The following is a 17,923-nucleotide window of genomic DNA, read 5'->3' as shown; positions in this document are numbered from 1 at the left end:
GACACCCGACCCCGGCCATCCGGCTCAGCACTTCCCCAGCGCCACAGGCATTCCACCAGCGCGGCGCCGCACGGCGTTCACGCGTTCGGCCTAATGCCAACGAGTCCGTACGCGCCCCGTCGATCCACCAACCGCCCACCGCCGCGACCGATCTCGGGGTCCCGACGGTCAATGGATCGATCTGGTCACGTCGCCGTGCCCGCGCTGTGGACCAGTTCGCACAGCGGACCACTGAACGTGTACGAGTGGAGACACACCGTGACAACGGGTCAGCGGGCCGCCCAGACGAGGGTGGTGGCGGTGATCGGCGTGAGCGAGGTGGCGCCGTCGGCGGTGGGGGTGAGGCGCGCGGTGGTGAGGTGGCAGCCGTCGACCTCGTAGCCCGCGCCCGCGAGGGTGTCGCGGGTCTCGGTGACGCGGTCGAGTTCCGGCACCAGGACCACGACGCGACCGGCGCCGACGGCGGCGCAGGTGCGCAGGAGGTCCGGGCGGGAGGAGGCCAGGAACACCGAGTCCGGTCGGGGGAGGTCGGTCAGCGCCTCGCCGTCGGCGAGCCGGATGTCGACGTCGTGCGCGGCGGCGTTGGCGACGATGCGCACGCACAGGCCCGCGTCGCGCTCGACGGCGATCACGGCCGCGCCGAGGCGGGCCGCCTCGATGCCGACGGCGCCGGAGCCCGCGCACACGTCCCACACCAGTGTTCCCGGACGCGGGGCGAGCCTGGCCAACACCAACGCGGCGACCTCCGACGGCGTGCCGACTCCCGCACGGGTGGCGAAAGCGCTTTCGGGCAACGCCCACCCGTCGGCCGGGGGCACCGGTTCACCACCGGCGATCCACCTCGCCGTGCCCACGGCGTCGATGGAGGTCAGGCACAGCACCAGGTTCGGCTCGCGCCAGCGCCGCCGCTCGGCCTCGGTGACGTCCACAACGGACAGTTGTTCCGCCGGGCCGCCGACGTCCTCGAGCACCGCGATCGCACGCCGCCACCCGCGCAGTTCCCTTGCCAGTTCAGCGGGTCCGGCACCGGGGGCGGTCAGCACGGCGACGGCCTTGCGGGCGCGGCAGACGTTCACCGCGTGCCGGAAGTCGCGGCCTGCGGCGCTGACGACGGTGATGTCGTCCCACGGCCTGCGCAGCAGCGCGGCCAGGCGCTGCACGTCGGTCACGCCGGGCCGCACCACGACCGGGATCCCGCGCTCGCGCAGCACCCGCAGGTCACCGAAGAACCCGGGATCGCCGGAGACGACGAGAACCGCGGCGGACGCGGCCGCGAGGGAGTCGATCACCTCGGCGCTCAGCGGTCCAGCGGACTCGATCACCCGCGCCGACCCCGCGTAGTCCCCGAGCAGCGCTCTCGGGCCGACGACCAGGTCCGCCGCGTCGAGCACGCCGCGCTCGAGTCCTGCCTGGCCGCCAACCACGGTCACCGTCATAGCGGTATTCGACCACGCCCGTGAACGGGACTCACTTCTTCGCGCCGCGCCGTGCGCCACTCCTCGCCGTGCGCGCGGGCTGCTTCTTGGTCACCGCGGGCCGCTTGACGACCGGATCGGGCTGCGACGCGACCGGGACCTCGGGCACGGACTCCACCCGCACGGGCTCGGCCGCGTCCACCACCGGCTCGACCGGGGCGTCCGCGGCGAGGTCCACGTCGTCGGGCTCCGGCTCGGCGACGACCGGATCGGGCTCCGGGAACGACCGGCGCGACCACGTGCCGGTCGAGCGCCACGACCGCGACGTCCACCGCTTGCCGGTCTCGGTCTCGCGCGGCGCGTAGCCCGCCCTCGGCTTGGCCTGGCGCAGGGCGTCGCCGACGAGGAACAGCGCGTGCCGCCACAGGTTGGCGCGCTTGACCTCCGCGACGAGCTCGCCGACCGTCGTGCGCAGCAGCGTCTCGTCGGCCCAGCTGACCTTGTGCGCGACCACCACCGGCACCTCCGGGTCCAGCCCGGCGGACAGCAGCGCCTCGACGAGTTCGGCGGCGCGCGCGGCCGGGGCCTGCACGGCGACCGTGCGCCCGTCGGCGGCGAGCTCGCGGACCCGCTCGAAGTCGGCCTCGGTGAGCACCACGGTGTCGGCGCCCGCCGTCTCGACCAGCGCGTTCCCGGTCGCGGCCGCCGCTGCCGACACCGGCGACACCCCGGGCACCACCTCGGTGTCCAGGCCGAGCCGCGCGCACAGCTCCCGCTGTTCGCGCAGGTCCGGGCAGTGCGCGGGATCACCGGCGACGAGCCGGACGGCGCGGTGGTGGCGGCTGGCGAGCCTGCGGAGGAGCTCGGCGAGTTCGTCGGCGCCGAGGCGGGCGTGGTCGACGAGGTCGGCGTCGGCCCTGGTGTGCTCGCGCAGCCACAGCGGGTCGACCGCGCTCGGGGTGTAGAGCACCAGGTCCGCCTCGGCGATCCTGGCCGCTCCGCGCAGGGTGATGAGGTCGGCCGCCCCCGGTCCAGCTCCCACGAAACTCACGGCGCCACGCATGGCCCGACCGTATCGTCCGGCCCGGTCGGCCCCCTGGGCACCCCGAGCGGCGGCCGGTGTCAGACTCGCGGCGTGAACGACGCACCCAGCCCCGTGGAGCAGGTCTTCGACTGGCTCGACGCGCACGCCGACGACCGCCGCAGGGCCGGGTTGAGCAGGCAGCTGCGGCCGCGCGGGTACGACTCCGACCTGCTCGACCTCGCGGGCAACGACTACCTGGGGCTGGCCAGGGACAAGCGGGTGGCCGGGGCGGCAGCGGCGGCGACGCTGCGCTGGGGCGCGGGGGCGACCGGGTCACGGCTGGTGACCGGGACGACGGAGCTGCACAGCGAGCTGGAGTTCGAGCTCGCCCGGTTCTGCGGCACCCAGTCCGCGCTGGTGTTCTCCTCCGGGTTCGCCGCGAACCTGGGCGCGGTGACAGCGCTATCGGGCAAGAACTGCTCCATCGTCACGGACTCCGCGATCCACGCCTCGCTGATCGACGGTTGCCGGTTGTCGCGCGCCGAGGTGGCGGTGGTCGGGCACAGCGACCCAGCCGCGGCAGGGCGCGCGCTCTCGACGCGTCGGACCGAACGCGCCATCTATGTCACCGACTCCGTGTTCAGCGTTGACGGTGACCTGGCTCCGTTGGCCGAACTCGCGCAGTTGTGCCGGGAGAACAAGGCAGCGCTGATCGTCGATGACGCGCATGGCCTCGGTGTGCTCGGTGAGGGCGGTCGCGGCGCGGTACCGGCGGCAGGGCTCGCGGGCGCGCCGGACGTGGTGACCACGGTGACGCTGTCGAAAGCCCTTGGCGCGCAAGGGGGCGCGGTACTGGGACCGCGCCGGGTCATCAAGCACTTGGTCGAGAACGCGCGCAGCTTCATCTTCGACACCGGCTTGGCCCCGAGCAGCGTGGCGGCAGCGCTATCCGCGTTGAACGTGCTGAAGGAAGAACCAGACCGTGCGACCCGTGTGCTGGAGGTAGCGCAAACGCTCGCGGAGAGACTTAAGGCCGCCGGGTTGTCGGTGAGCGATCCTGCCGCCGCGGTGGTTTCGGTGCGCGCGCCTTCCCCCGACGCGGCACTCGCGTGGTCGAACGACTGCCGCGCCGCTGGTGTGTGGGTGGGCTGCTTCCGGCCGCCGTCGGTCCCGGACTCGATCTCCCGACTCCGGCTCACCGCGCGCGCGGACCTCACCGAGGGCGACATCGACCGGGCGGTCGACGTGATCACCCGCTGCGCGCCCCGGTAAACCGGCTCGACGGCGGGCCGGGCGGGCCGGATCATGCGGCTGATGGACAACGCACCGGACCCGCTGGCCTCCATCGCGGTCAACAAGGCCAGGTGGGACGAACGCGCCCCCGCCCACGCCGCGTCCGCCGACTACGGCGTCGAGCGGTTCCGCGCCGACCCGACCCACCTGAGCGACGTGGTCCGCTTCGACCGGCCCCGGCTCGGCGACCTGACCGGGCTGCGCGGCGTGCACCTGCAGTGCCACATCGGCACCGACACGCTCTCGCTCGCCCGGCTCGGGGCGCGGATGAGCGGCCTGGACTTCTCCGCCGAGTCGCTGCGCCAGGCCCGCGCGCTCGCCGGTGACGCCGTCGACTTCCACGAGTCCGACGTGTACGCCGCGCTCGACGTGCTGGAGCCCGGCGGCCACGACCTCGTCTACACCGGCATCGGGGCGCTGTGCTGGCTGCCGTCGATCACCCGGTGGGCCGCGGTGGTGGCGGGGCTGCTGCGCCCGGGCGGGCGGCTGTTCCTGCGGGAGACGCACCCGCTGCTGTGGGCGCTCGACGAGAAGGCCACCGAGCCGGTGCTGCGCTACCCGTACTTCGAGCACGCCGAGCCGCTGGTGTTCGAGGAGTACGACACCTACGTGGCCACCGACGCGACGTTCACCCACGGCGGCAGCCACACCTGGAACCACGGGCTCGGCGAGATCGTGACCGCGCTGCTGGCCGAGGGGCTGCGGCTGGTGCGGCTCGACGAGCACGACAGCGTCCCGTGGAACGCGCTGCCCGGCCAGATGACCGAGTCCGCCGACGGCGAGTGGCGGCTCACCGAGGCGCCGGAGCGGCTCGCGGCGAGCTACACGCTGGTGGCCGTACGGGACTGACCGGGGCGGCGCATGCGGATGTGCAGGATCCCGTCCTCGTCGAACGGCTCACCCTCGGGCAGGTAGCCGAAACGCGCATAGAGGGCTTGGGCGGGCAGTTGCGCGTCTAGGACGCTCTCGTCCGGTCCGATGAGGTCTATGGCGGCGGCCATGAGCTTGCTGCCCAAGCCGGTGCCGCGTGCGGTCGCGGCCGTGCACACGCGACCGACGCGGCGCTCAGAGTCCGGTGCGCCCAACACGCGCAGGTAGGACAAGGGCGTCGAATCCGGTTGCCACCACAGGTGCACCGTGTCGGGTAGGAGGTCGCGGCCGTCCAACTCGGGGTACGGGCAGACCTGTTCCACCACGAACACGAGGTGCCGCAGCTCAAGCACGGCATAGAGGTCGGCCGCGGTCATCTCGGGCCCGGGAACGGCGTGGAGCGTCACGCCGACCTGGATATCACAGGTGGTCGGCGATCAAGTCCGCGTAGGCGGCCACGCGGGTGTAGACACCGGGCTTGCCCGCTTCCGCGCAGCCCTGGCCCCAAGAGGAGATGCCGACGAGTCGGCCGTCAACCACTAGAGGGCCGCCGGAGTCGCCCTGGCAGGTGTCGATACCGCCCTCGGGAAGACCCGCGCAGACCATCGAGGCGTCGAGGAAGCTGTCGTAGTCGACGGAGCACTCGGCGTCGGAGACAAGCCGGACCTCGGCGCCGAGCAGGTAGCGCGAGGCCGGGCCGGTCTCGGACACCCGACCCCAGCCCAGGATCGCGGCGGGCGCGTCCTGGGCGTAGATCGCGCGGTCGGCGGCCAGCGGCAGCGGCCGGTAGGGCACCCGCTCGGCCAGGGTGAGAACAGCCACGTCATCACCCTGGGTGACGTCCTGGTAGTCGGGGTGCACCCAGATGTCCTTGACCGCGACGGTCATCCCCTCGGCGCCCTGCTTGTCCTCGCGGCCCGCGACCACGACGACGCGCTCGCGGGGGTAGGCCTTGGCGCAGTGCGCGGCGGTGACGACCTTGTCCCGGCCGGTGAGGGTGCCGCCGCAGAACTGGAACCCGTTGGTGGTGGCCAGGTACACGACGTAGGGGTGGTCGGCGATCGGGACGCGCTGCCCGCCGACGATCTGCTCGCTGGCGTCGGCGCGGAAGATCTGGCCGAGCAGCGCGACGAGGATCGCGACGGCGGCCAGGGCACCGAGGATGCGGCGGGCGTAGCGCCCCATGGGTGTCTCCTGTCGGGTGGGGTTGCGGGGATCGGCAGGTCGACACGGTAGGTCAAATCGCGGTCGAACGGTTACTCTGCGCTGTCGCTCGAACGGGTGGAACTTTCCGGGTACGGCATGCTGGGGACGTGCGCCGCCTCCTGCCCGCCCTGTGCCTGCTGCTCGCCGCCGGGTGCGTGACCCCCGAACAGCAGCGCGCGGCCAGCGCCACGGCGACGCCCCCGACCAGCGAGTCCTCGGTCAGCACCAGCACCGCGCCGACCACGACCGAGCCGCCGGTGACCACCACTCCGGTCGCGCCGCCCGCCCAACCGACGACGACGCGGGCGCCGGAGACCTGGGTTGTCGGCGCGAGCCCGCTGCCGCTGGGACCGGACGGGTTCGGGAAGGTGCTGCCCACTCCCCCGGTCCTGGTGAACCGGTCGCTGCCGACGCGCGACGTCCTCCCACCGCCCACCGACGGCCGGTACGCCGCGACGGTGTCAGAGGTGCCGGACGCGGTGTTGCGGCGCAGCACCTGGCAGCCCGGGTGCCCGGTGACCAGGGCGCAGCTGCGCTACCTGACGATGTCGTTCTGGGGGTTCGACGGCAAGGCGCACACCGGGGAGATGATCGTCAACGCCCGGGTCGCGCAGGACGTGACCACGGTGTTCGCGACGCTGTTCGCCGTCCGGTTCCCGCTGGAGGAGATGCGGGTGACCGCGCTGCCCGAGTTGGACCTCGCGCCGACCGGGGACGGCAACAACACCGGCGCGTTCGTCTGCCGCGCGGTGCGCACCGGCACGACCTGGTCGGCCCACGCCTACGGCCTCGCGATCGACGTCAACCCGTTCTGCAACCCTTACACCAAGGGGAAACTGGTGCTGCCCGAGCTTGCCTCGTCCTATGTGGACAGAGGACGGAAGCGACCGGGGATGCTGTACCCGGGCGACGCCGTGGTCCGCGCGTTCGCGGGCATCGGCTGGACCTGGGGCGGGACGTGGACGTCCCCGGTCGACCGACAGCACTTCAGCTCGACCGGGGGCTGACGCGGCTCCCGGTCACGTCCGGCTTTGTCGCCACATTGCACCCCGCGGCCATCCCGGGGCGAAGATCGCGTCGGCGCCGCGCAGATGATCGTGTGGGCCCCACGCGGGTGATCACCAAGCGCTGGGACGTGTAACGCTGCGCACAGGACAGGCGACCCTGATGGGGACCGCGCACAACCCGAACGCGGGGTTGTCGACCAGACGCCCCAACGGTGTCCACCCCCGCGCCGAGGTCGCGACGGGCACCGCACGCCGAAACCGATGGTGACGCACAGCGACCTGATCGCTGGAGGAGGACCGGTGGTGACGAGCACGAACACAGCCCCGCATACCGGCAGGCGATGGCTGTTCCTCGCCGTGTGGCTGCTGTGGTTCGCGGTCGGGTTCCCCTACCCGGCACCGACCTGGCAGCACATGGGCGTGGCCGCACTGGTGGCCACCGGGGCCGCGACGCTGATGGTGCTGGCCGCCACGGCGATCGGCTGGTGGCAGCACCGACCCAGGCGCACCCGCTCCTGACTCGCGGCTCGGGGGCGGCGGGACCGACCGCCGCCCCGGAGCGCTAGTTGGGGGTGTCCGCGCGCGGGGTGGAGAACTTGCTGAAGACCTTGCCCGCGGTGTCGGTGATGGTGGAGCCGACGGTGTTGAGGATGCTGACCAGCGGGTCGGCCGAGGTGGCGAAGGACTCCTTGTAGGACTTGGCCGCCGAGCGCAGGTCGTCGCCGAGGTTGCTGGTCGGGGCGTCGTCGTCGCGGCGCAGGTACTGGCCGGTGAGGATGTCGCGGTACTCGTCGGAGGCGGCCCACCGCTGCAACTGGGCGGCGCGGACCACGGCGAACGGGTGCGACATGCCCTCGACGTTGCGCAGCTTGTGGATGGAGTCGCGGATGTCGTCGACCTCCTCGTACTCCTTGGCCTGCTGCAGGAACGAGGGGATGTCGATCTGGGTCAGGTCGGTGGCGCCCGCCAGGTAGAGGTGTGTGCGCAGCGCCGCGGCCGGGTCCTGGCCCGCGAGCAGGCCCGCGCGGTCCGCCGTCAGCTCCGCCTTGCGGTACCACTCGTTGAGGGCGGCGAGGATCGCGCGCAGCGCGAGGGCGCCCGGCGGGAGCAGCGCCATCGAGTGCTGCAGGGTGCGCAGCCGCAGCAGGATGGTGCGCAGCACCGCGTGCCCGGACAGGATGTGGCCCATCTCGTGGCCGATGGCGAAGCGCAGGCTCTCGGAGTCCACCGCCTCGACCAGGCCGGTGGTGACCACGATGAACGGCTCGTCGATGCCGACGGCCATCGCGTTGGCCACCGGGTCGCGCTGGACGAACAGGTTGGGCACCGTGTCCAGGTCTAGCACCTCAGCGGTCTCGCGGCGCAGCTGGTCGATCTTGGGGTACTGCTTCTCGCCGACGCGGATGGCCGAGGCGAGGGCCAGCAGCCGCTCACCGCGCTCGCTGAACAGCCCCGCGACGGACTTGAGCACCTCGGACAGGCCGGGCACCGCGCGCAGGCCCGCCATGGCGCCGCGGTCGGCCGGGTGCTCGTAGGCGCGTGGGCTGATCCGCGGGAACCGAACCCTGCTGGTCGAGCGCGAGACGTCGGAATTGTCGGTCACTGGTCTTCCTCCCCGGGTGTCTACCCCCACAGTAGGCCCGTCCGCGGTCCGTTTGGCGCAGTCGCGCGAAGGCGGCGGTGGGCGGGCCGGACTAGATTCGGCCCCGGAAGATCACCCACTGGCTGCGAGGTATGCCGATGAGCCTGGACCGCCCGGTCGCACCCGATCCCTACGAGCTGCTGCCCCAGGTCGGCTCGTTCACCGCCACCTCCACCGACGTGCGCGACGGCGAGGCGCTGGCCGCGCGGCACGTGCACGACTCGGCGGGCGGGGAGAACGTGTCCCCGCAGCTGACCTGGAGCGGTGCCCCCGAGGGCACCAAGAGCTACGTGGTCACCTGCTTCGACCCCGACGCCCCCATCCCGGGCGGGTTCTGGCACTGGGTCGCGGTCAACCTCCCGGCCGACACCACCGGGCTCCCCGAGGGCGCGGGCGCCGACGACGACGCCCTGCCCGGTGCCGCGTTCCACGTGCGGTCCGACTTCGGCACCCGCGGCTACGGCGGCGCCGCCCCGCCGCAGGGCGACCAGGTGCACCGGTACTACTTCGTGGTGCACGCCGTAGACGTCGAGCGGCTGGACGTCGACCAGGACTCCAGCGCCTCGGTGGTCAGCTTCAACCTGGCCTTCCACACCCTGGCCAGGGCCATCATCACGCCGACCTACGCGCACTGAGCCACCACCGCCGCGGGCGGCCCCGCCGGGGTCGCCCGGATCCGGCGCGCGGGAATGCGGGACCGGGGTCATGGGGTTGGATGGGGTCGTGGCGCACTACGACTTGGTGATCATCGGGACCGGCTCCGGGAACTCCCTGCTCGACCCCCGCTTCGCGGGCTGGCGGGTGGCGATGGTCGAACGCGGGGTGTTCGGCGGGACCTGCCTGAACGTCGGCTGCATCCCGACCAAGATGTTCGTGCACGCCGCCGACCTGGCCGCGGTGCCCGGGCACTCGGCGTGCCTCGGCGTGGACACGACGCTCGACGGCGTCCGCTGGGCCGACATCCGGGACCGGATCTTCGGCCGGATCGACCCGATCGCCGCGGGCGGGCAGACCTACCGGACGCAACACCCGGACAACGCCAACGTGACCGTGTACGCGGGCAACGCCCGGTTCACCGGCGACCGCACGCTGGAGATCACCCCGAACGACGGCTCGGCCGCCGAGACCATCACGGCCGACCGCGTCGTGCTCGCCGCCGGTGGCCGCGTGACCGTCCCGGACATCGAGGGCATCCGCGACGTCCCGTTCCACACCAGCGACACCATCATGCGCGTCCCGGCCCTGCCCCGACGGCTGGTGGTGCTCGGCGGCGGCTTCATCGCGGCCGAGTTCGCGCACGTGTTCTCGTCCTTCGGCGTCGAGGTGACCGTCGTCGCCCGCTCCGGCGCCCTGCTGCGCGCCGAGGACCGCGACGTCAGCACCCGGTTCACCGAACTCGCCCAGCAGCGCTGGGACGTCCGGCTCGACCGCAAGACCCTGCGCGCGCAGAACCACGACGGCGGTGTCCGGCTGCACCTGGAAGGCCCCAACGGCGCGGAGACCGTGGACGCGGACCTGCTGCTGGTGGCCACCGGCCGCACCCCCAACGGCGACCAGCTCGACGTGGCGGCGGGCGGGATCGACACCGCGCCCAGCGGCCACGTGGTCGTCGACGAGTACCAGCGGACCACCGCCGACGGGGTCTGGGCGCTCGGCGACATCAGCTCGCCGTACGAGCTCAAGCACGTGGCCAACCACGAGGCCAAGGTCGTGCAGCACAACCTGCTGCACCCGGAGGACCCGGTGGCCGCCGACCACCGGTTCGTGCCGCACGCGGTGTTCACGTCCCCGCAGATCGCCTCGGTCGGCCTCACCGAGCAGGAGGCCGAACGCCGCGGCATCCGGTGGATCGCCTCGACGCACACCTTCGGCGGCATCGCCTACGGCTGGGCCATGGAGGACGAGACCGGTTTCGCCAAGGTCCTCGCCGACCCCGACACCGCCCAGATCCTCGGCGCGCACATCATCGGCCCCCAGGCCCCCACCCTGATCCAGCCGATCATCCAGGCGATGACCTTCGGCCTCGACGCCAAGACCATGGCCCGCGGCCAGTACTGGATCCACCCCGGCATGCCGGAGGTCGTGGAGAACGCCCTGCTCAACCTCCCCTTCCCGGAGTAGGCCGCCCTCAGCCGGGCTGGAAGAACGCGAGCATCCTGCGGGCCGCGCCCGGCGAGGTCAGCATTTCCTGGATGCGCGCGGACATCCGGGCCGCGGCGCCGGTGCGCTCGAACATCTCGCGTTCGTACTCCTCGACGGCGGCGGGGATGTCGTGCGGGCGCGCGGCCAGGGCGAGACCGAGCCGGGCACCGTCGAGCAGGGCCATGTTGGCGCCCTCGCCCACCGGCGGCATGAGGTGCGCGGCGTCGCCGACCAGCGTGACGTCCGGCGCCGACGGCCAGGTCAGGCCGACCGGGAGCGTGGAGATCGACCGTGGCACGACCGTGTCGTCGCAGGCCGCGATCAACTCGGTGAACCGCGCGTCCCAGCCGCTGAACAGGTCGATCAGCCGCGCGCGGGCGGCGGGCGGGTCGTCGAACGGGATCGCGCTGGTGGCGAACCAGTCCTCGGCGGTGTTGTAGAAGCTGAGGCCGACGCGGACCCGACCGTCGCCGTTGCGCTGCGCCGCCAGGGACATCCCGTCGCCGAGCACCCAGTAGTTGCCTCGACCGACCATCGCCGCGAGGTCGGGGCGGGTGCGGTCGATATCGGGGATCCCCAGCTCGACGATGTGCTGACCGATGTGCGCGGGTCGGGCGTCGGTGACCAGGGCGCGGACCCGGGAGTTCGCACCGTCGGCGCCGACGAGCAGGTCGTAGGTCGTGCTCCCGCCGCCGACGAAGCGCAGCACACCGTTGTCGGCGGAGTCGAATTGGTGGCCCCAGCGCACCGCGTGCTCGGGCAGGGAGTCCAGCAGCATGGCGCGCAGATCGGCGCGGTCCACCTCGGGCCGTGAGAGCGGGGCGTCGTCGGGAGTGTCCTCTTGGAGCAGGAGGGTGCCGTCCGGTTCGAGCAGTCGCATGTCCTGGCCTGCGCCGCGAGCGATCGCGAGGAACTGGTCGGTCAGACCGGCCTCGCGCAGAGCCTCCTGACCGGAGTGGATGTCGAGCATGCCGCCCTGGTCACGGGTGCCGCGCGCGGGCTCCCGCTCGTACACGACAGCGTCGATGCCGTGGACGTGCAGCACCCGGGCGAGCGCCAAGCCGCCCATACCGGCGCCGATGATCGCGATGGTCATGGCCCTCCTCCGATACACCGTCTCTCCCGATACAGCGTATCGACCCGTGCACTGTATTGTCAGCGGCATGGTGGTGTGGGAGCAGCCGGAGCCTCCGGACCGACCGGCGCCCGCGCCGCTGAGCCGGGACCGGATCGTCCGAGCCGCGATCGACCTGGCCGACGCGGACGGCTTGGACGCCGTGTCCCTGCGCAAGGTCGCCGCGGCACTCGGCGTCGGGCCGATGCGGCTCTACGGCTACATCGCCACCAAGGAGGACCTGCTCGACCTCATGGTCGACGCCGTCCACGCCGAGATCCGCCCCACCGGCGACGGCTGGCGGGAGGTGTTGCACTCCCTCGCCAGCACCACCCGAGCGGCCGCCCACCGGCACGAGTGGCTCGCCGACCTCCTCGGCGGCCGCCCCCAACTCGGCCCGAACACCCTGGCCACCAGCGAGTCCGTGCTGTCCGCGATGGACGGGGTCGACCTGGGCACGGTCGTACCCGCCGTCTCCGCGGTGAACGCCTACGTGATCGGCGCGATCCGCCGGGAGATCGCCGAGCGACGCGCGGAACGCGCCTCCGGCATGGACAAGCGCCAGTGGCAAGTCACCCACGGCCCCTACCTGCAGCGAACCCTCGCCAACGGCCAATTCCCCGCCCTAGCCACCGTTGTCCACGACGGCCCCCACCTGAACGCCGACGAAACCTTCCTCGCGGGCCTCAACTTCCTCCTCGACGGCATCGCACCCCGCGCCACCCACTGACCCCACACACGGTCAGCGAAGCCACGGCCCACAAACGAGGACCATGCAGCCGACCGTCGCGGACCCTGTCTGTCAGCCACCCGACCGCGTCTGCCACAGCCACTGCGACCGCGCACAGCGCCCGCTGCCAGCCTGACTCACCATCCTTCGTCGACGGAGTCGCCGCGGGGGACGGGCGCTAGACCGTGCGGGGGCGGCCTGCGGCGTAGCCGACGGCTGCCTGGATGACTGTCACCGCCAGGACGAGGACCAGGGAGGCTGTCCAGCCACCGGTGATGCCGCGGAGTAGGCCGAAGAGGAACGGGCCGCAGGCGGCCAAGAGGTAGCCGAGGGATTGGGCCATCGCGGAGAGGGACGCGGTGTCGGCTGGGTGGTCGGTGCGCAGGGCGATGACGGTGATGACCAGGGGGAAGACGCCCATGCCGAACCCCGCGAGGACGGTCCAGGCGAGTGGGGCCGCGCCGGGGGCGATCAGCAGGCCGACGATGCCAAGGCCCCCGATGAGGGTCAGCACCGCGATCAGCAGTGACTGGGACCGCATCCGCACCGCCAACGGCGGCAGGAACAGCCCGGTCGGCACCCCGAACAGGGTGCAGATCGCCAGGTAGAGCCCTGCCGTGGTGCGGTCGACGCCGGACTCGATGAGCACCTCCGGCAGCCAGCCCATGATCACGTACGCGACCAGGGCCTGGAGGCCGAAGAACACCGTCACGGTCCACGCCAGCCTGTTGCGCAGCAGCGACCGGCGCGGTGGCGGTGGCTGCGCGGCGACCACGTCGGCGTGGCGGGCGCCCGCCACCCACAGCACGACCGCCGCGGCCGCGAGCAGCGCCCACGCGCCCAGCGCGAGCCGCCAACTGCCCGTCGCGTCCGCCATCGACGGGGTCAGAGCCGCGCCGAGCGCGCCACCACCGGCCAGCGCGCCCATGTACACGCCGGTGACGACACCCAGCCGGTCCGGGTAGGACTGCTTGATCACGACCGGGATCAGCACGTTGCCCAAGGCGATGCCCGCGCAGGCGAGCAGTGTGCCGCTGAGCACGACCACCGCCCCGTCGACCACCCGCAGCGCCAGCCCGGTGGTCAGCAGCACGAGCGCGCCGCCGACCGCCCTGGCCAGGCCGAAGTGCCTGTTCAGCCGGGGCGCGAGCACACCGGCGGCGCCGAAGCACAGCGCCGGGAGCGCGGTCAGCGCGCTGGCCCAGGCGTGGCTGGCGCCGACGGACCCGCGCACCTGCTCCAGCACGGATGCGAGACTGGTCACCGCGGGTCGCAGGTTCGCCGCGGCGAGGGCGACCCCGATGACGAGCAGCGTGGTACCGATCAGGGCCGTCGCCCGGCTGGACGCGAGGGCAGTGTTTCCGGCCTGGTGGGCCGACCGGCCCCCACGGGGCGGGGTCGACGTGGCAATCTGGACGTCCCTGGCGCCACGCCCGCGGTGCGGCGTCATGGGACAAGTACCCCGAACCGAGGAAGTCTTGCTGAAAGGATGGCGCTGTGCCGTTGGCCACTACCCGGCGTTCCGGCCTCGTCGACCAGGTGATCGAGCAGATGCGCGCGGCGATCACCAGCGCGGAGTGGAAGGTCGGCGAGCGCATCCCGACCGAGCCTGAGCTGGTCACCGCCCTCGGCGTCGGGCGCAACACCGTCCGCGAGGCGGTCCGCGCGCTCTCGCACGCGGGCCTGCTGGAGGTGCGCCAGGGTGACGGCACCTTCGTCCGCGCCACCAGCGAGTTCTCCGGCGCGGTGCGCAGGCTCGCGGGCACCGAGCTGCGCGACGTGCTGCAGGTGCGGCGCACCCTGGAGGTCGAGGGCGCCCGGCTCGCCGCGGGCAACCGGACCGAGGACGAGCTCGACGAGCTCACCGAGCTGCTCGACGCCCGCGACCACTCGATGTCGGCCAAGGACTACGAAGTCGGCATCGACCAGGACGCCGCCTTCCACCTCGCCGTCGTCCGGTGCTCGCACAACCCGCTGCTGGCCGAGCTCTACCAGGGCCTCACCGAGGTCGTCCGCGCCTCGGTCGCCAGCACGGTGAGCACCCGCCCCAGCCTGGCCACGGTCGACCACCAGCGGCTGCTCTCGGCCATCCGCGACCAGGACACCGACCGCGCCGCCGCCGAGGCCGCGGGCTTCCTGGACGAGCTGATCGCCGACCTCGACACCGACTGACCGGCGCCCCTGTTCCCCACGCATCTCCCCCGACTCCCCTTCCCCAGAACTTCCCGAACTGCTCGTACAGCACTGCCGACACGGTCCAGCGTCGTGGAGCGGGAGCGGGCGTGCCAGTCCCCGGTTCGCCCTGTGGACAGTTTCCGCTGTTGTGGACAACTCCGTGTGGACAACCGGGATGTGGACGGCGGCTAGGCACCCGGCGGCAGCGCACGCAGCCCCTGTGGCGCGCCGTCGCTGATGAGCCGGTGGACGGCCGCGGTGTCCAGGTGCTCGGCGACCAGGTCACCGAGGAGGTCGAGCTGCGCCTGCCTGGCCGCGGCGAAGTCGACGTCGGCGGCCGGGCGGAACCCGTCCCGACCTGCCCGTTCGGCCGCCCACCTGAGGAACGCGCGGCGCGCGGCGTCGTTCTCGAGCAGCCCGTGCCAGTGCGTGCCCAGCACCGCGCCCGCGACGGCTCCCTCAGTCGTTTCGCCGTCCACGGTCACCAAACCCGGCACGTCGCCACGCCGGACGACCCGACCGTGGTGGATCTCATACCCCGTCGCGGGCTCGCCGAACACCACACCGGTCGGCCGGTCCAGGGTCTTCTCCGGCTCGAACTCCACATCGATGTCCACCAGACCCAGCCCGTCGACCTCGCCCGCTCCCGATTCGACGTGGTCCACGATCCGCCGAGCGAGCATCTGGAAGCCACCACACACACCGAGCACCGGCAGGCCACGGTCAGCGTGAGACACGATGGCGTCCGCCAACCCGGTGCGCCGCAACCACGCCAGGTCGTCCACCGTCGACTTCGAGCCCGGTAGCACCACCAGGTCCGCGTCGGCCAAACGCGACGGCTCTGTCACGAACCGAACCGAGACCCCTGGTTCACAGGCCAGCGCCTCCACATCGGTCGCGTTGGAGATGCGCGGCAACCGCACCACGGCGACCCGCAGCCACTGCGACCCCACCGGCGGCGCGGGCCGTCCCACCACGCCATCGGCCGCGTAGGACAACGAGTCCTCCGCGTCCAACCACAACTCCTCGCGCCACGGCAGCACCCCGAGCACGCGACGCCCGGTCAGGTCGTGCAGCTGGTCCAACCCGGGCGCCAGGAGAGCGGGATCACCCCGGAACTTGTTGATCACGAAGCCCGCGATCAAGGCCTGGTCGGCGGCGTCGAGCAGCGCGAGGGTGCCGAAGAGGTGCGCGAAGACGCCACCGCGGTCGATGTCCCCCACCACGAGCACGGGCAGGTCTGCCGCACGCGCTAGTCCCATGTTGGCGATGTCGTTGGCACGCAGGTTGATCTCGGTAGGGGAACCCGCGCCCTCACACACGACGACCTCGAACTCCGCGCGGAGCCCTTCAAGGGTCGTCAGGACTGTCTGCATGAGGTCGGCTTTTCTTTCCCGGTAGGACATTGCCGACGCGAAGCCGGTAGGCCTACCGAGCACGACAACCTGGGAGGTGCGATCCGAGCCAGGCTTGAGCAGCACCGGGTTGAACCTGACGCTGGGCTCTAGACCGCACGCGGCGGCCTGCACGGCCTGCGCACGCCCGATCTCTCCACCGTCGAACGTCACCATCGAGTTGTTGGACATGTTCTGGGCCTTGAACGGGGCGACGCGCACGCCCTGTCTGGCCAACCACCGGCACAGACCCGCGACCAGGACGCTCTTACCGGCGTCCGAGGTCGTACCAGCGACCAGCAGAGCTCCCACCATGTGCGCGTCCCCTCCCCGCCACGTCCGCGCGACTGCCATCATCTTCGTTTATGCCCGTCGAAGCGGTCACCGCAGTCCTGGTGCACAGCCCGTACCTGGGGCCCGCCAGCCTCCGCCCGCTCGCCGACGGCCTCGCCGCCCTCGGCCACCCGACCGTCCTGCTCGACCTGCAACCCAGTGTGGCCGCCGCGCCGGTGCACCAGCGGCTGATCGGCGCGTTCGCCGACGCGCTGTCCGACGAGGCCCTCAGCGGGCCGGTGGCGCTCGTCGGGCACGGCGCGGCCGGTCCGCTGCTGCCCGCGTTCGCCGAGGCGCTGGAGGACGACGTGCGGTGCCTGCTCTACCTCGACGCCGACCTGCCCACCCCGGGCCGCGCCTGGCGCGACGAACGGCCCGACGAGTACGCCGCCCTGCGCGGGCACGTCCGCGACGGCCTGCTGCCGCGCTGGACCAGGTGGTCGGGCACCGACCCGCTCGCCGGGATCGCCGACGACGCCCTGCGCGCCGAGATCACCGACGAGGCGCCCGAGGTCCCGCTGGTGTTCCTCAAGGAGCCCCGGCCCACCGTCGAGTGGACCGGGCCGAGCGCCTACGCCCGGCTCTCGGCCGACCACCGGGCCGACGCCGACGCCGCGCGGGCACTGGGCTGGCCGGTGACCCAGGCCGACCTGCACCACCTGGCCGTCGCGACCGACCCGGAGCCGGTCGCGCGGCTGGTGCTGGCGGCGCTGCTCGGGCCTACGGGAGGGTGAGGATCTCCGCGCCGGTGTCGGTGACCACGAGGGTGTGCTCGAACTGGGCGGTCCACGACTTGTCCTTGGTCGTCGCGGTCCAGTCGTCGGCCCACATGTCGTAGTCGATGCCGCCGAGGGTGATCATCGGCTCGATGGTGAAGGTCATCCCCGGCTCGATCACCGTCCGGTCGCCGAGGTCCTCGTAGTGCAGCACCACGAGTCCACTGTGGAACGACCGGGCGATGCCGTGCCCGGTGAACGCGCGCACCACGCCGTAGTCGAAGCGCTTGGCGTACTTCTCGATGACCCGGCCGATCACGTTGAACTCGCGGCCGGGGCGCACCGCGGCGATGGCGCGCATGGTCGCCTCGTGCGTGCGCTCCACCAGCAGCCGCGCCTCCTCGCGCACGTCACCGGCGAGGAAGGTCGCGTTGGTGTCGCCGTGCACGCCGCCGAGGTAGGCCGTCACGTCGATGTTGACGATGTCGCCGTCCTCGATCACCGTCGAGTCCGGGATGCCGTGGCAGATGACCTCGTTGAGCGAGACGCAGCACGACTTCGGGAAACCGCGGTAGCCCAGGGTCGAGGGGTAGGCGCGGTGGTCGAGCAGGAACTCGTGCACCACGGCGTCGACGTCGTCGGTCGTGGCGCCCGGCTTGACGGCCTTGCCGCCCTCCTGCAGCGCCTGGGCGGCGACGCGGCCCGCCACCCGCATCGCCTCGATGATCTCCGGCGGCTGCACCCACGGGTCGGTGTTGCGCGCGGGCGCGGGCCGGTCGACGTACTCGGGCCGGACGATGGTGGACGGCACGACGCGGCGGGGCGTCTGCACGCCGGGCGTCAACGGGGCGCGAACGGACAT

General features: G+C 72.4%; 18 protein-coding genes. 9 read left to right on the top strand and 9 right to left on the bottom strand.

The genetic code is table 11. The annotated features are described in order from the left end of the window. Positions 1 to 269: 269 nt before the first annotated feature. Together LV79_RS27210 and LV79_RS27205 are read right to left on the bottom strand one after the other, a co-directional pair. Positions 270 to 1,436 (bottom strand): bifunctional cobalt-precorrin-7 (C(5))-methyltransferase/cobalt-precorrin-6B (C(15))-methyltransferase, encoded by a 1,167-nt coding sequence (locus LV79_RS27210; protein WP_253841067.1) that lies wholly within the window; start codon positions 1,434 to 1,436, stop codon positions 270 to 272. A gap of 31 nt (positions 1,437 to 1,467) precedes the next feature. After that, on the bottom strand, positions 1,468 to 2,478 hold the full coding sequence (locus LV79_RS27205) for a cobalt-precorrin-4/precorrin-4 C(11)-methyltransferase (RefSeq protein WP_253841065.1): 1,011 nt from the start codon (positions 2,476 to 2,478) through the stop codon (positions 1,468 to 1,470). Between the two features lie 72 nt (positions 2,479 to 2,550). Between LV79_RS27205 and LV79_RS27200 the strand changes: the two genes are divergently transcribed. Beyond that, positions 2,551 to 3,711: an 8-amino-7-oxononanoate synthase gene (locus LV79_RS27200; protein ID WP_253841064.1), complete on the top strand. Its 1,161-nt coding sequence runs from the start codon at positions 2,551 to 2,553 to the stop codon at positions 3,709 to 3,711. Between the two features lie 42 nt (positions 3,712 to 3,753). After that, positions 3,754 to 4,581, top strand: coding sequence for a class I SAM-dependent methyltransferase (locus LV79_RS27195; RefSeq protein WP_253841063.1), 828 nt, complete (start codon positions 3,754 to 3,756; stop codon positions 4,579 to 4,581). Here LV79_RS27195 and LV79_RS27190 read toward each other — a convergent pair. Together LV79_RS27190 and LV79_RS27185 are read right to left on the bottom strand one after the other, a co-directional pair. Then, positions 4,554 to 4,979 carry a GNAT family N-acetyltransferase gene (locus LV79_RS27190; protein WP_253841225.1) on the bottom strand — a complete coding sequence of 142 codons (426 nt, stop codon included), beginning with the start codon at positions 4,977 to 4,979 and terminating at the stop codon, positions 4,554 to 4,556. The genes LV79_RS27195 and LV79_RS27190 overlap by 28 nt on opposite strands. 43 nt (positions 4,980 to 5,022) lie before the next feature. Then, on the bottom strand, positions 5,023 to 5,787 hold the full coding sequence (locus LV79_RS27185; RefSeq protein WP_253841062.1) for a S1 family peptidase: 765 nt from the start codon (positions 5,785 to 5,787) through the stop codon (positions 5,023 to 5,025). A gap of 128 nt (positions 5,788 to 5,915) precedes the next feature. On the opposite strand from LV79_RS27185, the gene LV79_RS27180 reads away from it, so the two are divergent. Beyond that, positions 5,916 to 6,815 (top strand): M15 family metallopeptidase, encoded by a 900-nt coding sequence (locus LV79_RS27180; protein ID WP_253841061.1) that lies wholly within the window; start codon positions 5,916 to 5,918, stop codon positions 6,813 to 6,815. A 303-nt stretch (positions 6,816 to 7,118) separates the two neighbouring features. Next, positions 7,119 to 7,334: a hypothetical protein gene (locus tag LV79_RS27175; RefSeq protein ID WP_253841060.1), complete on the top strand. Its 216-nt coding sequence runs from the start codon at positions 7,119 to 7,121 to the stop codon at positions 7,332 to 7,334. 43 nt (positions 7,335 to 7,377) lie between these two features. Here LV79_RS27175 and LV79_RS27170 read toward each other — a convergent pair whose 3' ends face one another. After that, complete coding sequence (locus LV79_RS27170; RefSeq protein WP_253841059.1) at positions 7,378 to 8,418, bottom strand: M48 family metallopeptidase; 1,041 nt, start codon at positions 8,416 to 8,418, stop codon at positions 7,378 to 7,380. 137 nt (positions 8,419 to 8,555) lie between these two features. On the opposite strand from LV79_RS27170, the gene LV79_RS27165 reads away from it, so the two are divergent. After that, positions 8,556 to 9,092: a YbhB/YbcL family Raf kinase inhibitor-like protein gene (locus LV79_RS27165; protein ID WP_253841058.1), complete on the top strand. Its 537-nt coding sequence runs from the start codon at positions 8,556 to 8,558 to the stop codon at positions 9,090 to 9,092. An 88-nt stretch (positions 9,093 to 9,180) separates the two neighbouring features. Beyond that, positions 9,181 to 10,578 (top strand): mycothione reductase, encoded by a 1,398-nt coding sequence (locus tag LV79_RS27160; protein ID WP_253841224.1) that lies wholly within the window; start codon positions 9,181 to 9,183, stop codon positions 10,576 to 10,578. 7 nt (positions 10,579 to 10,585) lie between these two features. Here the strand turns inward: LV79_RS27160 and LV79_RS27155 are convergent, their stop codons facing one another. Then, complete coding sequence (locus LV79_RS27155) at positions 10,586 to 11,695, bottom strand: FAD-dependent oxidoreductase (RefSeq protein WP_253841057.1); 1,110 nt, start codon at positions 11,693 to 11,695, stop codon at positions 10,586 to 10,588. Between the two features lie 67 nt (positions 11,696 to 11,762). Between LV79_RS27155 and LV79_RS27150 the strand changes: the two genes are divergently transcribed. Continuing rightward, positions 11,763 to 12,443, top strand: a complete 681-nt coding sequence (locus tag LV79_RS27150; RefSeq protein WP_253841056.1) for a TetR/AcrR family transcriptional regulator — start codon at positions 11,763 to 11,765, stop codon at positions 12,441 to 12,443. A 178-nt stretch (positions 12,444 to 12,621) separates the two neighbouring features. Here the strand turns inward: LV79_RS27150 and LV79_RS27145 are convergent, their stop codons facing one another. Further along, on the bottom strand, positions 12,622 to 13,893 hold the full coding sequence (locus tag LV79_RS27145; RefSeq protein ID WP_253841055.1) for an MFS transporter: 1,272 nt from the start codon (positions 13,891 to 13,893) through the stop codon (positions 12,622 to 12,624). Between the two features lie 47 nt (positions 13,894 to 13,940). Between LV79_RS27145 and LV79_RS27140 the strand changes: the two genes are divergently transcribed. After that, a complete protein-coding gene (locus LV79_RS27140) occupies positions 13,941 to 14,615 on the top strand; it encodes a FadR/GntR family transcriptional regulator (protein ID WP_253841054.1) in 675 nt (224 codons plus the stop codon). 191 nt (positions 14,616 to 14,806) lie between these two features. Here LV79_RS27140 and LV79_RS27135 read toward each other — a convergent pair whose 3' ends face one another. Continuing rightward, a complete protein-coding gene (locus LV79_RS27135; protein WP_253841223.1) occupies positions 14,807 to 16,324 on the bottom strand; it encodes a cobyric acid synthase in 1,518 nt (505 codons plus the stop codon). A gap of 53 nt (positions 16,325 to 16,377) precedes the next feature. Between LV79_RS27135 and LV79_RS27130 the strand changes: the two genes are divergently transcribed. After that, positions 16,378 to 17,079, top strand: coding sequence for a hypothetical protein (locus tag LV79_RS27130; protein WP_253841053.1), 702 nt, complete (start codon positions 16,378 to 16,380; stop codon positions 17,077 to 17,079). Here LV79_RS27130 and map read toward each other — a convergent pair. Then, positions 17,066 to 17,923: a type I methionyl aminopeptidase gene (gene map / locus LV79_RS27125; protein ID WP_253841052.1), complete on the bottom strand. Its 858-nt coding sequence runs from the start codon at positions 17,921 to 17,923 to the stop codon at positions 17,066 to 17,068. The genes LV79_RS27130 and map overlap by 14 nt on opposite strands.

Origin of the sequence: Actinokineospora globicatena, assembly GCF_024171945.1 — a bacterium.
GTDB classification, from domain to species: domain Bacteria; phylum Actinomycetota; class Actinomycetes; order Mycobacteriales; family Pseudonocardiaceae; genus Actinokineospora; species Actinokineospora globicatena.
Note: the sequence above shows the minus strand (reverse complement) of the source record. Positions and strands in the feature narration are given on the sequence as shown.